Annotated in this window: 16 protein-coding genes and 1 riboswitch; of the genes, 11 read left to right on the top strand and 5 right to left on the bottom strand. The window is 50.2% G+C overall.

What is annotated here, in order from left to right; all coding sequences use genetic code 11:
• Position 1 precedes the first annotated feature (1 nt).
• The 4 genes from ACLD4F_RS04475 (at position 2) to htpX (ending at position 4,426) form a co-directional block, all read left to right on the top strand.
• Positions 2-499 carry a GAF domain-containing protein gene (locus tag ACLD4F_RS04475; RefSeq protein WP_001518229.1) on the top strand — a complete coding sequence of 166 codons (498 nt, stop codon included), beginning with the start codon at positions 2-4 and terminating at the stop codon, positions 497-499.
• A 97-nt stretch (positions 500-596) separates the two neighbouring features.
• Entirely contained in the window at positions 597-1,283 is a 687-nt protein-coding gene (gene proQ / locus ACLD4F_RS04470; protein WP_000431401.1) for an RNA chaperone ProQ, read from the top strand.
• 19 nt (positions 1,284-1,302) lie between these two features.
• Positions 1,303-3,351, top strand: coding sequence for a carboxy terminal-processing peptidase (gene prc / locus ACLD4F_RS04465; RefSeq protein ID WP_001091237.1), 2,049 nt, complete (start codon positions 1,303-1,305; stop codon positions 3,349-3,351).
• A gap of 193 nt (positions 3,352-3,544) precedes the next feature.
• Positions 3,545-4,426 (top strand): protease HtpX, encoded by an 882-nt coding sequence (htpX, locus tag ACLD4F_RS04460; protein ID WP_000984498.1) that lies wholly within the window; start codon positions 3,545-3,547, stop codon positions 4,424-4,426.
• 47 nt (positions 4,427-4,473) lie between these two features.
• On the opposite strand, the gene ACLD4F_RS04455 is transcribed toward htpX, so the two are convergent.
• On the bottom strand, positions 4,474-5,847 hold the full coding sequence (locus ACLD4F_RS04455; protein ID WP_080094822.1) for an MFS transporter: 1,374 nt from the start codon (positions 5,845-5,847) through the stop codon (positions 4,474-4,476).
• A gap of 175 nt (positions 5,848-6,022) precedes the next feature.
• Between ACLD4F_RS04455 and kdgR the strand changes: the two genes are divergently transcribed.
• Positions 6,023-6,814: a DNA-binding transcriptional regulator KdgR gene (gene kdgR, locus ACLD4F_RS04450; RefSeq protein WP_001262197.1), complete on the top strand. Its 792-nt coding sequence runs from the start codon at positions 6,023-6,025 to the stop codon at positions 6,812-6,814.
• 211 nt (positions 6,815-7,025) lie between these two features.
• On the opposite strand, the gene yobH is transcribed toward kdgR, so the two are convergent.
• Entirely contained in the window at positions 7,026-7,265 is a 240-nt protein-coding gene (gene yobH, locus ACLD4F_RS04445) for an invasion protein YobH (protein WP_411010689.1), read from the bottom strand.
• 157 nt (positions 7,266-7,422) lie between these two features.
• On the opposite strand from yobH, the gene mgrB reads away from it, so the two are divergent.
• The 6 genes from mgrB to rlmA all read left to right on the top strand — a co-directional run bounded on the left by mgrB (position 7,423) and on the right by rlmA (position 11,778).
• Positions 7,423-7,566, top strand: a complete 144-nt coding sequence (gene mgrB / locus ACLD4F_RS04440) for a PhoP/PhoQ regulator MgrB (protein WP_000714547.1) — start codon at positions 7,423-7,425, stop codon at positions 7,564-7,566.
• A 70-nt stretch (positions 7,567-7,636) separates the two neighbouring features.
• Complete coding sequence (locus ACLD4F_RS04435; protein ID WP_001000660.1) at positions 7,637-7,924, top strand: YebO family protein; 288 nt, start codon at positions 7,637-7,639, stop codon at positions 7,922-7,924.
• A 648-nt stretch (positions 7,925-8,572) separates the two neighbouring features.
• The gene (locus tag ACLD4F_RS04430) at positions 8,573-8,716 is read left to right on the top strand and encodes a DUF2627 domain-containing protein (RefSeq protein WP_001537930.1); all 144 of its coding nucleotides are present in this window, start codon (positions 8,573-8,575) and stop codon (positions 8,714-8,716) included.
• 12 nt (positions 8,717-8,728) lie between these two features.
• The gene (gene cspE / locus ACLD4F_RS04425; RefSeq protein ID WP_001062678.1) at positions 8,729-8,938 is read left to right on the top strand and encodes a transcription antiterminator/RNA stability regulator CspE; all 210 of its coding nucleotides are present in this window, start codon (positions 8,729-8,731) and stop codon (positions 8,936-8,938) included.
• A gap of 219 nt (positions 8,939-9,157) precedes the next feature.
• Positions 9,158-10,903, top strand: a complete 1,746-nt coding sequence (gene ftsI / locus ACLD4F_RS04420) for a peptidoglycan glycosyltransferase FtsI (protein WP_000730322.1) — start codon at positions 9,158-9,160, stop codon at positions 10,901-10,903.
• A gap of 65 nt (positions 10,904-10,968) precedes the next feature.
• Entirely contained in the window at positions 10,969-11,778 is an 810-nt protein-coding gene (gene rlmA / locus ACLD4F_RS04415; protein ID WP_079944150.1) for a 23S rRNA (guanine(745)-N(1))-methyltransferase, read from the top strand.
• Here the strand turns inward: rlmA and mntP are convergent.
• The 3 genes from mntP to ACLD4F_RS04400 form a co-directional block, all read right to left on the bottom strand.
• Positions 11,775-12,341: a manganese efflux pump MntP gene (mntP, locus tag ACLD4F_RS04410; protein ID WP_001518359.1), complete on the bottom strand. Its 567-nt coding sequence runs from the start codon at positions 12,339-12,341 to the stop codon at positions 11,775-11,777. The two genes, rlmA and mntP, sit on opposite strands and share 4 nt — an antisense overlap.
• A gap of 111 nt (positions 12,342-12,452) precedes the next feature.
• A riboswitch (yybP-ykoY riboswitch) is annotated at positions 12,453-12,554 on the bottom strand.
• Between the two features lie 196 nt (positions 12,555-12,750).
• Positions 12,751-13,209, bottom strand: coding sequence for a DUF986 family protein (locus ACLD4F_RS04405; RefSeq protein ID WP_000156280.1), 459 nt, complete (start codon positions 13,207-13,209; stop codon positions 12,751-12,753).
• Between the two features lie 58 nt (positions 13,210-13,267).
• On the bottom strand, positions 13,268-14,119 hold the full coding sequence (locus ACLD4F_RS04400; RefSeq protein WP_079944149.1) for a PTS mannose transporter subunit IID: 852 nt from the start codon (positions 14,117-14,119) through the stop codon (positions 13,268-13,270).

The following is a 14,119-nucleotide window of genomic DNA, read 5'->3' as shown; positions in this document are numbered from 1 at the left end:
AATGAGCAAAACAGAACTATACGCGGCGTTAAACCGCGATTTTCAGTCGTTAATGGCAGGTGAGACCAGCTTTCTGGCCACGCTGGCGAATACCAGCGCGCTACTGTTCGAACGCCTTACCGAGGTGAACTGGGCAGGATTTTATCTCCTCGAAGGCGATACGCTGGTGTTGGGGCCGTTTCAGGGGCGAATCGCCTGTGTGCGGATTCCGGTTGGTCGCGGCGTGTGCGGCGCAGCGGTAGCGCAGAATAAGGTTCAACGTATTGATGATGTTCATGCGTTTGACGGCCATATTGCCTGTGATGCCGCCAGCAACGCCGAAATTGTGCTGCCTGTCACGGTTGGCGAACGGATTATCGGCGTGCTGGATATAGATAGCACGGCGTTTGGCCGTTTTACCGAAGAAGATGAACACGGCCTGCGTACGCTGGTCGCACAGCTTGAAACCGTGCTTGCAACGACGGATTACAAAAAATTCTTTGCGAGCGTCGCAGGATAATCAACGGATAACGTAGCAATTACTGATGGCGTCATTATAATGACGCCTGTTCATGCCTGCTGCTTGTTGGCTACGTCCGTTGTAATCAGGAAATTTCATGGAAAATCAACCTAAGTTGAATAGCAGTAAAGAAGTTATCGCGTTTCTGGCCGAGCGTTTTCCTCACTGTTTTAGTGCGGAAGGCGAAGCTCGCCCGCTGAAAATTGGTATTTTTCAGGATCTGGTAGAGCGAGTTGGGGGCGAAATGAACCTCAGCAAAACGCAACTTCGTTCCGCTTTACGTCTTTATACTTCAAGCTGGCGTTACCTGTACGGCGTTAAGCCGGGCGCAACGCGCGTCGACCTTGATGGCAATCCGTGCGGCGAGCTGGAAGAACAGCATGTCGAACATGCGCGTAAGCAGCTTGAAGAAGCCAAAGCCCGTGTTCAGGCGCAGCGCGCAGAGCAGCAAGCGAAAAAACGCGAAGCTGCCGCGGCGGCTGGCGAAAAAGAAGACGCGCCGCGACGCGAGCGTAAACCTCGCCCGGTAGCGCGTCGTAAAGAAGGCGCTGAACGTAAACCTCGCGCTGATAAACCGACGACGAAAGCGCCGCGTGCGCCTCGCGAAGAGAAGCACACGCCGGTTTCTGATATTTCAGTATTGACCGTAGGGCAGTCCCTCAAGGTGAAAGCGGGTAATAATGCGATGGATGCCACCGTATTAGAAATCACCAAAGATGGTGTCCGTGTACAGCTGAATTCGGGTATGTCTTTGATTGTACGCGCAGAACACCTGGTGTTCTGAAACGGAGGCCAGGCCTGGCATGAACACTTTTTTTAGGCTTACCGCGTTAGCTGGCCTGCTTGCATTAGCAGGCCAGTCCTTCGCCGTGGAAGATATTACGCGTGCCGATCAAATTCCCGTACTAAAGGAAGAGACGCAACATGCGACGGTGAGCGAGCGCGTAACGTCGCGTTTTACCCGCTCCCACTATCGCCAGTTCGATCTGGATGAGGCATTTTCGGCAAAGATTTTTGATCGCTATCTGAATCTTCTCGACTATAGCCACAACGTTTTGTTGGCGAGCGATGTCGAGCAGTTTGCGAAAAAGAAAACCGTGTTGGGCGATGAGCTGCGCACGGGTAAGCTGGATGTTTTTTACGATCTTTATAACCTTGCGCAAAAGCGCCGGTTTGAACGTTACCAGTACGCGCTAAAAGTGCTGGAACGGCCAATGGATTTCACTGGAAACGATACGTTTAACCTGGACCGTAGTAAAGCGCCCTGGCCTAAAGATGAGGCTGAGCTAAATGCGCTGTGGGATGGTAAAGTGAAATTCGATGAGCTCAGTCTGAAACTCACCGGCAAGAGCGACAAAGAAATTCGCGAAACGCTGACGCGTCGCTACAAATTCGCTATTCGTCGCCTGGCGCAGACCAACAGTGAAGATGTGTTCTCGCTGGCGATGACCGCTTTTGCGCGTGAAATCGACCCGCATACGAATTATCTTTCTCCCCGCAATACCGAGCAGTTTAATACCGAAATGAGCCTGTCTCTGGAAGGTATCGGCGCGGTGCTGCAAATGGATGACGATTACACTGTCATTAACTCATTGGTTGCCGGCGGCCCGGCAGCGAAGAGTAAGTCGATTAGCGTCGGCGATCGTATCGTCGGCGTAGGGCAAGCCGGAAAACCGATGGTCGACGTCATTGGCTGGCGTCTTGACGATGTGGTGGCGCTGATCAAAGGGCCAAAAGGCAGCAAGGTTCGACTGGAAATACTGCCGGCTGGCAAAGGGACGAAAACGCGTATTATCACGCTGACGCGTGAACGGATTCGTCTTGAAGATCGCGCGGTTAAAATGTCGGTGAAAACCGTCGGCAAGGAAAAAGTTGGTGTACTGGATATTCCAGGCTTCTATGTTGGCTTGACCGATGATGTCAAAGTTCAGCTTCAGAAGCTGGAAAAACAGAACGTTAACAGCATCGTTATCGATCTGCGTTCAAACGGCGGTGGGGCGCTGACGGAAGCCGTTTCGCTTTCCGGTCTGTTTATCCCTTCTGGTCCGATAGTTCAGGTGCGCGACAATAACGGCAAAGTGCGTGAGGATAGCGACACCGACGGCGTGGTCTACTACAAAGGCCCGCTGGTGGTGCTGGTCGATCGTTTCAGTGCCTCGGCATCGGAAATCTTTGCTGCCGCGATGCAGGATTATGGTCGCGCGCTGATTGTCGGTGAGCCGACCTTCGGTAAAGGGACGGTACAGCAATATCGTTCGCTAAACCGAATTTACGATCAGATGCTTCGCCCGGAATGGCCTGCGCTGGGTTCGGTGCAGTACACCATTCAGAAGTTTTACCGTGTCAACGGCGGTAGTACGCAGCGTAAAGGGGTCACGCCGGATATCATCATGCCGACTGGCAATGAAGAGACGGAAACCGGAGAAAAATTTGAAGATAACGCCTTGCCGTGGGATAGCATTGATGCGGCGAAATACGTGAAATCGGACGATTTGGCCCCGTTTGGCCCGGAATTATTGAAAGAACACAACGCGCGTATCGCCAAAGATCCTGAGTTTCAGTACATCATGAAGGATATTGCACGTTTCAATGCCATGAAGGATAAGCGCAACATCGTCTCTCTGAATTATGCGCAGCGTGAGAAAGAGAACAATGAAGAAGACGCTCTGCGTCTGGCGCGTATTAACGATCGGTTTAAACGCGAGGGTAAACCGTTGCTGAAGAAACTGGACGATCTGCCAAAGGATTACCAGGAACCGGACCCATACCTTGATGAAACGGTGAAGATTGCTCTGGACCTGGCGCATCTTGAAAAAGAAAAACCAGCGGAGCAGGCGGCAGCCAATAAGTAACGCTAAACAGGCACAAAAAATTGTGCCTGTTTTTTTTTAACAAGCGCAGAAGTCGTCAGGATAATGCTACAAAATGTAAAGTTGTGTTTTTCTCGTGACTTACCGCCTGGTGATGCTTGAAAATAGCCATAAGACCCATACGATGTGGGTAATCGCATAGTGCGCTTTGTTAAATTGAGGTTAAAAGAAAATTATGATGCGAATCGCGCTCTTCCTGCTGACGAACCTGGCCGTGATGGTCGTTTTCGGGCTGGTTCTGAGCCTGACAGGGATACAGTCGAGCAGCGTGCAAGGCTTGCTGATCATGGCGCTGCTGTTTGGTTTTGGCGGTTCTTTTATTTCATTGCTGATGTCCAAATGGATGGCGTTAAAATCCGTAGGAGGGGAAGTTATTGAACAGCCTCGCAATGAAAGAGAACGCTGGTTGATGAACACCGTAGCAACGCAAGCGCGCCAGGCCGGTATCGCCATGCCGCAGGTTGCTATCTACCATGCGCCGGACATTAACGCGTTTGCGACGGGCGCACGCCGTGACGCCTCATTGGTCGCTGTGAGCACCGGTTTGTTGCAAAACATGAGCCCTGACGAAGCGGAAGCCGTCATTGCGCATGAAATCAGCCATATTGCCAATGGCGATATGGTGACGATGACGTTGATTCAGGGGGTGGTTAACACCTTCGTTATCTTTATTTCGCGCATTATCGCGCAAATTGCTGCTGGTTTTCTGGGCGGCAACCGCGATGAAGGCGAAGGAAGTAACGGTAATCCGCTAATCTATTTCGCCGTTGCGACGGTGCTGGAACTGGTCTTCGGTATTCTGGCGAGCATCATCACCATGTGGTTCTCCCGTTACCGTGAGTTTCATGCCGATGCGGGATCGGCGAAGCTGGTTGGCCGTGAAAAAATGATTGCCGCGTTGCAGCGCCTGAAAACCAGCTACGAGCCGCAAGAAGCGACCAGCATGATGGCGTTTTGTATTAACGGTAAATCGAAATCGTTAAGCGAGCTGTTTATGACGCACCCACCGCTGGATAAACGCATTGAAGCGCTGCGTAGCGGCGAGTACCTGAAATAATAAGCCCACTGGCAAGTATGAAAAGCGCGTCGAATGACGCGCTTTTTTTACGCCTGAACGCGTGGTTGCGTAATACGTAAACCGCTCACCACCGCCGCGAGAGTCGCCAGGATCGCCGCTGCGAGCAGAGAAAGATGCGTACCGCTATCGCCAAACTGGTTCAACATCAGCGCTACCAGCGCGGCGCCAGTACTTTGGCCTAGCAGTCGCGCCGTGCCCAGCATCCCGCTGGCGCCACCGCTGCGCTCACGCGGCGCGGAAGTGATAATGGTGTGATTATTCGGCGACTGGAACAGGCCAAACCCTGCGCCACAAAGGATCATCGGCCAGATAATATTCAGATCGGAGGGGGAGGCTGGCAACATGACCAGCGCAAACAACCCGGCTGCCATTATCACCATTCCCAGCGCCCCCAGCAAACCGGCATGAAGACGTTCTATCAGGTATCCCGCCAGCGGCGCCATTACCATCGTTGCCAGCGGCCAGGGCGTCAATAACAGGCCGGTTTCTACTTCGCTACGGCCCAGCACGGTTTGCAGATAAAAAGGTAGCGAGACCATGGCTAACATTTGCGCGCAGAACGAGCAAATTGACGTGCCGATCGAGAGTGAAAAAAGCGGAATTCGTAACAAGTCGATGGGTAACAAAGGGACGGGCAAAGAAAGCTGGCGGCGCACGAAGAAAAACCCGACCACGACCAGAACGAACAGCTCTGCGCCAATCAACGTTAGCGACTGTCCCTGGGCAAATCCGCTCAATGCGGTAATCAGCAGGCCAAATGTGAGCGCATTCATTACCGCGCTCGGTAAGTCAAAGCGCGGCTTAGTGTCATGGGCGATGTTTGCTGGTAAAAAGCGTATGGCCAGAATTAACGCGATGATACCTAACGGGACATTAATCAGAAACAGCCATTTCCATGATGAGATGGACAAAATCGCCGCGGCGATCGTCGGACCCGCGGCGGAAGAGACTGCGACGATAAAAGAGTTAATTCCCATACCTCGTCCCAGATGACGCTGGGGGTAGATAAGACGAATCAGCGCCGTGTTTACGCTCATTAGCGCCGCGCCGCCAAATCCCTGCGCGATGCGCGCCAGCGTCAGCATCTGCAGCGAGTCTGAAAGCGCGCAAAACAATGATGAAAGCAGAAATACCACTAAACCACATTTGTAGATCCGGCGATAGCCAAACATGTCGCCTAAAAAAGACAGGGAAAGCAGTGAGACGACAATGGCAATTTGGTACGCATTGACAATCCAGATAGAGCTGGCAGGGGAGGCATGTAAATCAGTCGCAATGGTTGGCAGTGCGACATTAGCGATTGCGCCATCCAGAACCGCCATCGAAATACCGATAATAATCGTCAGGATAGCGCCGTATCTCTGCGGGAGGGGCAGGCCATCGGCCCGTGTTTTTTCCATAAGTATTTTGTAATAAGGGGAATTATGAGCTGAATAATAATGTTAGCATTAATACTGAGTTGTTATGTCGCAGATTTGTAACGAAGTAAGCAAAGATGGATTGCGGGCGACCTGGCGTGAAATTATAATAAAAACTCGTTCTGAATTTTATAAAACGCTCGTAATGAGGTGATAAATGGCAAACGCAGATCTGGATAAGCAGCCTGATTCTGTATCTTCTGTGCTGAAAGTTTTCGGCATTCTGCAGGCGCTGGGTGAAGAGCGTGAAATAGGGATTACCGAGCTATCGCAGCGCGTCATGATGTCGAAAAGCACCGTTTATCGCTTTTTGCAAACCATGAAAACGCTGGGCTACGTGGCTCAGGAGGGGGAGTCTGAAAAATACTCTCTGACGCTAAAGCTGTTTGAGCTGGGCGCGCGAGCTTTGCAAAATGTTGATCTCATCCGCAGTGCGGACATTCAGATGCGCGAACTGTCTCGTCTGACAAAAGAAACTATCCATCTTGGCGCGCTGGATGAAGACAGCATTGTCTATATCCATAAAATTGACTCTATGTACAATCTGCGGATGTACTCACGTATTGGGCGTCGTAATCCGCTGTACAGTACGGCCATCGGTAAAGTGCTTCTGGCCTGGCGTGACCGCGATGAGGTTAAGCAGATTCTCGACGGCGTAGAGTATAAGCAAAGCACTGGACGCACGATTACCAGCACTGAAGCGTTGCTGCCGCTGTTGGATGAAGTGCGTGCGCAAGGCTACGGTGAAGATAACGAAGAACAGGAAGAAGGGTTACGTTGTATCGGCGTACCGGTATTTGACCGTTTTGGCGTAGTCATCGCAGGGTTAAGCATTTCGTTCCCGACGCTGCGTTTTTCAGAAGAACGCCTACAGGAATATGTGGCTATGTTACACGTCGCCGCGCGTAAAATTTCTGAACAAATGGGTTACAACGATTATCCCTTCTAAGCAACGTTATTAGCATGACGTTAAAAAAAAGCAGCTATGAAAAATGTAGCTGCTTTTTTTATAACATCGGGTGGGATGAAATCGTAAAAGAAGATAATGTCTGTCGGCTTATTTAACGGTTATTAAAATATTATTTAACAGTACTTATAAACAACAGCCAATATAGGGGAATTATTGGTGATAGTTTCACTGTGAAATTATTTATTGCCGCTTAGCCATTATCCACCACGGTGGCGATTTTTCTGAAAATGGGACAGTCGGAAAAGCCAATTATGCTGCTGTTGGTATGGAGATATTGCGCCGTGCTGGTGCCGCGTGCGGTCAGGTAATGGCACTGTAAACCCAGCCCCGCAGCGTTCACTTTACTTCCCACCAGGACGCCATAGCCGCTCATCAGCAGGCCTATCCACACCAGGGCAAACAATACAATTGCGCGAATGATCAAACGCATTACTACCTCTTTTCTTTTTTAGTTAGAATAAGAGTAGCGTGTACATTGATTGAAACAAGTGAATCATTCCTAAAAACATATAATGCCGCTACAGTTACTCCTGGTTTAAGTAACTCATGATAATTTAGCGACATAAGATGTAAGATCGGAGAGTGGAGTGAAAAAATTTCGATGGGTCGTTCTCGGCATCGTGGTGGTAGTATGCCTGTTGCTGTGGGCGCAGGTGTTTAATATCATGTGCGATCAGGATGTACAATTTTTCAGCGGTATTTGCGCCATCAATAAATTTATTCCCTGGTAAACGTTTTACACCAGAGATTTCCTTCCCGTGTAGCAGTGGTAGAATGACGTCTCTACATTGAGGTGGTGAAATGAACGACGTTTTAAACTCTGGTGCGTTTTCTCTTGCATCTTTAATAGTATCAATGGTGGTTCTGGTGGTGGGGCTGGCGCTCTGGTTCTTTGTCAACCGGGCAAGTTCCCGTGCCAACGAGCAGATAGAACTGCTCGAAGCGTTGTTGGATCAACAGAAGCGGCAAAACGCGTTGTTACGTCGCCTTTGCGAAGCAAACGAACCAGAAAAAGAAGCGGAACCCGCAACAGCGGCAAGCGAACCAAAAGAGGATGAGGACATCATTCGTCTGGTTGCAGAACGATAATGCTTACCGGGGCGCAAATGGCGCCAGTGCCATACGCCCCATTTCCCCGTCGGATCTCTCCGCGTTGCCGTTTGCAACTGATACTACAGCATCAACACCTTACATAATATATGGCTTTATATGCAACATAGTTTTATATGTATAACAAATGGACATATGGCATTTTTGTGATACCGCTCATTCTCTATTAAAAGCGAAACGTTTCTCTCTCTTTATGGATTGTCATTGTTTGTTCATTATTTTAAGGCATTCTGTAAAGACGCAGAACATCACAAAAAGCGGTGTCGAAAATCGCTTTTCTTTTCTATTATTTTGATTAAAAGGTGTTTTTTATCATTGTGACAATTTATGCATAACTCAGCATAAAAAGTGATATGAAAAATACAGCTTTTAAATGTGATTTGATGCACTGGAAGAAGCGAAGTTATTGAGCTATGGTAGAAAAATGGCTTTTCAGCAGTGACGTTGTCAGGAGTCCGTCAGCGCGTGAGGATATATCTTTCGCAATTTTGTTGCATAAACGTGCTGTCAATTTGTGAAGGTTCTCGTAATTTGTGCGACGGATCGAGACACGTTTAAAAATGGCTTGCCATAATTAACGTTGTATGTGATAACAGGCTTTGGGTTAAACGAGGTACAGTTCTGTTTATGTGTGGCATTTTCAGTAAAGAAGTCCTGAGTAAACACGTTGACGTTGAATACCGCTTCTCTGCCGAACCTTATATTAGTGCCTCAAGCAGTAATGTCTCAGTTTTATCTATGTTATGCCTACGGGCAAAGAAAACACTCTAAGGAATTTTGCAAATGGCAAAGATTAAAGGTCAAGTTAAGTGGTTCAACGAATCCAAAGGTTTTGGCTTCATTACTCCGGCTGACGGCAGCAAAGATGTGTTCGTACACTTCTCCGCTATCCAGGGCAATGGTTTCAAAACTCTGGCTGAAGGCCAGAACGTTGAGTTCGAAATTCAGGACGGTCAGAAAGGTCCGGCTGCTGTTAACGTAACAGCTATCTGATCGACACCACTGATTTGATGCGTTTGTCGCGTCAGCCTCAGATATAAAGCCTCGCTAAAAGCGGGGCTTTTTAATTCAATATCCTTCAAAATGTGTCTGGATGCGCTCTCGTTAGCGATTTGTTGCAAAGGCGCGATGTTATTAGCATTGTTTTTTCTGGTTTTTCCGGCCGTTTCCCGTTAAATCAATCACCTGAAAAATGATTCGGCTGGAGATCAGGTGAAAAAGAAAAGCGACGGCGATACCCGTAATTTTACGCCCATACGTTTTGCACTACTTTGCACTGCCATTCTGCTCAGTATGGCATTGTTGTTAGGGCGGGTGGCATGGTTGCAAATTGTTACGCCGTCGAAACTGGTGAAACAAGAAGATATGCGCTCGCTTCGTGAAGTGACCACGGCCTCTCCACGCGGCATGATCACCGACAGAGAAGGGCGGCCCTTAGCGGTGAGTGTTCCGGTTAATGCTGTCTGGGCCGATCCGAAGACTATCATAAGCAAAGGCGGCGTTGGCTACAATGAGCGCTGGCAGGCGCTGGCCAGCGCCTTACATCTGTCGCTCAGTACGCTTGCGGAACGGGTAAACAGTAACCCGGCAGGCCGTTTTATCTACCTTGCGCGCCAGGTTTCACCCCAGCAAGCCGAATGGATAGATAAACTGAATCTACCGGGTATTAACCTGCGGGAAGAGTCGCGCCGTTTTTACCCTGCCGGACACGTAGCGGCCAATTTGATCGGCTTTACCAATATCGACGGGCAGGGAATAGAAGGTATTGAAAAGAGCTTTAACGCGCAACTGACGGGAAAACCGGGCTCCCGGCTGGTGCGTAAAGATAAATTTGGTCACGTTATTGAGAACATTACGGAAGTGAATCCGGTTCCTGCTCATGAACTTCAGCTTAGCATTGATGAACGTCTGCAAACGGTTACCGAAGATGCGCTGGATAACGCCGTCATCTGGAACAAAGCGGAATCCGGCGCTGCCGTATTGATTAACATCCCAACGGGTGAAATTCTCTCGATGGCGAGCTATCCGGATTTCAACCCGAACAACCGTGAAGGCGCGCAGTTGGACGATTTTCGTAACCGCGCGATTAGCGACACTTTCGAACCCGGTTCTACTGTGAAGCCATTGGTCATTATGACTGCGTTACAGCAGGGCATCGTGCAGCCGGACAGCGTTATCGATACCCATCCTTTTACTCTCGATGGACACCGTATCCGCGACGTCGGTTACTATCCGGAACTGACATTAACCGGCATTTTGCAAAAATCCAGCGATACCGGCGTTTCTCACCTTTCTCTGGCGATGCCGGTGCAGAAATTAATGGATACTTATAAAAGCTTTGGTTTCGGCGTGCCTACCGGACTGGGTCTCACCGGAGAGAGCAGCGGGTTATTACCGAAACGCCGTTACTGGAGTGATTTAGATCGCGCTACCTTCGCTTTTGGCTATGGATTAATGGTGACGCCGCTGCAACTGGCGCATGTTTATGCCACGATTGGCAGCTTTGGTATCTACCGTCCGTTATCGATCACCAAAGTTGATCCGCCCGTGATCGGCACGCGGGTAATGCCGGAAGAACTGGTGCACGAGGTGGAACATATGATGGAGAGCGTCGCGTTGCCTGGCGGCGGCGGAACAAAAGCCGCAGTAAGAGACTACCGTATTGCGGTCAAAACCGGGACGGCGAAAAAAATTGGCGATGATGGTAAATACGTCGATAAGTATGTGGCATATACCGCAGGCGTCGCGCCGGCAAGTAACCCCAGATTTGCGCTGGTGGTGGTGATTAATAATCCGCAAAACGGGGCTTATTATGGCGGCGCGGTATCTGCGCCCGTATTCAGCCAGATCATGGGCGATGTGCTGCGGCTGGAAAATGTTGAGCCAGACGGTATGCCAGCCGATTCAGATCACCTTCTGGTGATGCATGGCAGCCACGTTGCGGTTCCGGGCTCGTAAAGGATTTTCCCGGGGCGCAATTCGCGTTACACTTGCGCCCTTTAGCGCCCCAGTCCGGAGTTGTCATGTCGTTTACCTGTCCGCTTTGCCATCAGCCGCTTACGCAGATTAATAACAGCGTTATATGTCCACAGCGCCATCAGTTTGATGTGGCGAAAGAGGGCTACATCAATCTGCTGCCGGTACAGCATAAACGTTCGCGCGATCCGGGCGACAGCGCCGAAATGATGCAGGCGAGGAGAGCGTTTCTTGATGTGGGTCATTATCAGCCGCTGCGCGATGCGGTGATTAACCTGTTGCGCGAGCGGCTGGATCAGTCGGCCACGGCGATTCTGGATATCGGCTGCGGCGAGGGGTATTACACTCATGCTTTTGCCGAGGCGTTGCCGGGAGTCACCACGTTTGGACTGGACGTTGCTAAAACGGCGATCAAAGCGGCGGCGAAGCGCTATTCGCAGGTGAAGTTTTGTGTGGCGTCAAGCCATCGACTGCCCTTTGCCGATGCGTCAATGGATGCGGTGATCAGAATCTACGCCCCGTGTAAGGCGCAGGAATTGGCGCGCGTGGTGAAACCAGGTGGTTGGGTCGTTACCGCCACGCCTGGACCGCATCATCTGATGGAACTAAAAGGGCTCATTTATGATGAGGTGCGTTTACATGCGCCGTATACCGAGCAGCTCGACGGATTCACATTGCAGCAGAGTACCCGCCTTGCTTATCACATGCAGCTCACCGCCGAAGCGGCTGTAGCACTGTTGCAAATGACGCCATTTGCCTGGCGCGCCAGACCAGACGTGTGGGAACAACTGGCTGCCAGCGCCGGACTTAGCTGCCAGACGGATTTCAACCTTCATCTCTGGCAGCGTAACCGTTAACCGTGAAAATGCGTCCAGAGGATCTGGACGCCAATTCCTATCAGTACGACCCCGCCGAGAATTTCAGCACGCTTACCCAGCATTGGGCCGATAAAGCGACCGATCATCATTCCGAGGGTGGACATGATAAGCGTGGCGCAACCGATAGCTAATGCGGTAGCGATGATGTTTACCTGCAAAAACGCCAGACCGACGCCAACCGCCATCGCATCGAGGCTGGTCGCGATAGCCGTCGTGACTAATAGCCAAAAGCTGTGGCGGCGTAACGGTGTTTCATCTTCATCACTACCGCCGCGGATACCTTCGATGATCATGCGTCCGCCCAGAAAGATCAGCAGAACAAAGGCTATCCAGTGGTTCCATTCCAGAACGAATTTACTCGCCAATATCCCCAGCCCCCAGCCGATTAACGGGGTCAGCGTTTCAACCGCGCCAAAGATAAGGCCGGTACGCAACGCTTCTGAGAATTTGGGTTTATGTAGGGTGGCGCCTTTGCCAATTGATGCCGCGAAAGCATCCATCGACATGCCGAAAGCGAGAAGAACAGTAGCAGTAAAGTGCATGACAACGTCCTGACCGGGGTATCCATTAAACACATCACTGCCCCCAGCAAACATGCATGTCGCCATTCTGTGACGAAATACACAGCAGTTGATGCGCCTATGGTCTCGCCTGACCAGCGGCGGCTGGTCCGTACGCGCCACGTTTTGCAACGAGTATGTTGACGCGTACATTTCCGGAGTCTGGAAATCGGCTACTCCCCAATTGACGGCGCAACATTAACATATTTTTAGAATATAAAACAACAGCGATAAAATATTATTTGTCTTCTAATTGAAAACGATTTTCATTTAGATTTATTCATCAATAAAACGTTAAATTAAATAACAATTGGTCAATAGAAAATATAGCCTTAGCTATATTATGATTCGAAATAAAATTCGAAAAACATAGTTGAGGCTATATCTTAGATTATTGATTTTCAATAAGAAGTTTATATATTTTTTCCAGATCGTCGATATTGCGTACACGGATAAGCAAGCGTCGTTGTTCTAATTGCATCACCAGTACGCCGTCTTCCGATAAATTCATCTCTTTAATACGGTTATATTCTATCCAGACATTGGCGAAGAAAAAGCCACGTTGTTTAAAGATGATCCGTGGCGTGCGGATCCAGAATATATAAAACCCCATTAACGCCAGCGCACTTAATAACCATGTGGTCATCTGCGCTCCGTGGCTGGTTACGTTGTTATAAATAAGGATGGCGACCAGCCCAACGAAGATAACGCTGTCTACGCGACCGCGGCGGAGCAGGGCTATAGAAAGCAGAGTGGGGCCATTGCGACGGGGCATGATGAACTGATCGTAGAGAGCGTAAGCCAATAATGCGGCAATAAAGAGAATCAGCACCAGGTCCGTGATAGTCATTTATCCTCCAGAGAAATAAAAAAACGGGGCCGTTTGGCCCCGGTAGTGTACAACAGTCTTACTGGCCCAGCAGTCCTACGGAGTAGCCGGCGATACCAATGACGAAGAAGCCCACGATAATCCACAGCGGGTTAACTTTCTTACGCAGCAGCCACATACAGGCAAAGGTCAACAGTAGCGGAACCAGACCCGGCATCAGCTGGTCGAGAATGGTTTGCACGGTGGTAACGCGTGTCTGACCATCCTGACCGGTGATGGTGGAGACCACCAGCGGGATATTCACATGCGTCCACTTGTTAACCAATGCCCCCATGACAAACAGGCCGAGGATTGACGCCCCCTCAGTCAGTTTTTGCAGGAAGCCGCCGCCCATATCTTTAACGATATCGACGCCTTTGCGGTAGCCATAAGCCACGCCATAATAACGGGTCGCCAGACGCACCAGGTTAAACAGGATGAAAAACAGCAGCGGGCCAAGCAGGCTGCCGCTCATTGCAATACCTGCGCCCAGCGCCGCGAATACCGGACGGACGGTACCCCAGAAGATAGGGTCGCCGACGCCTGCCAGCGGTCCCATCAGACCGACTTTGATACCGTTGATAGCGCCATCGTCAATCTCTGCACCGTTCGCACGCTTTTCTTCCATTGCCAGCGTCACGCCCAGTACCGGCGCCGCAACGTAAGGATGGGTGTTAAAGAACTCCAGGTGACGTTTAATCGCCTGTTTACGCGCGTCATTATTCTCCGGATACAGGCGACGAATCGCTGGCACCATAGAGAAGCAGAAGCCCAGCGCTTGCATACGTTCGAAGTTCCATGATCCCTGGAACAGGTTAGAACGAAGAAATACGCTGCGAATATCGCTCGGAGTGAGTTTTTTCTCGGTGGTAGTTTTAGTCATATCAACCAT

Origin of the sequence: Salmonella sp. 741265050_HSA (assembly GCF_046569445.1) — a bacterium.
Taxonomy (GTDB): domain Bacteria; phylum Pseudomonadota; class Gammaproteobacteria; order Enterobacterales; family Enterobacteriaceae; genus Salmonella; species Salmonella enterica.
Note: the sequence above shows the minus strand (reverse complement) of the source record. Positions and strands in the feature narration are given on the sequence as shown.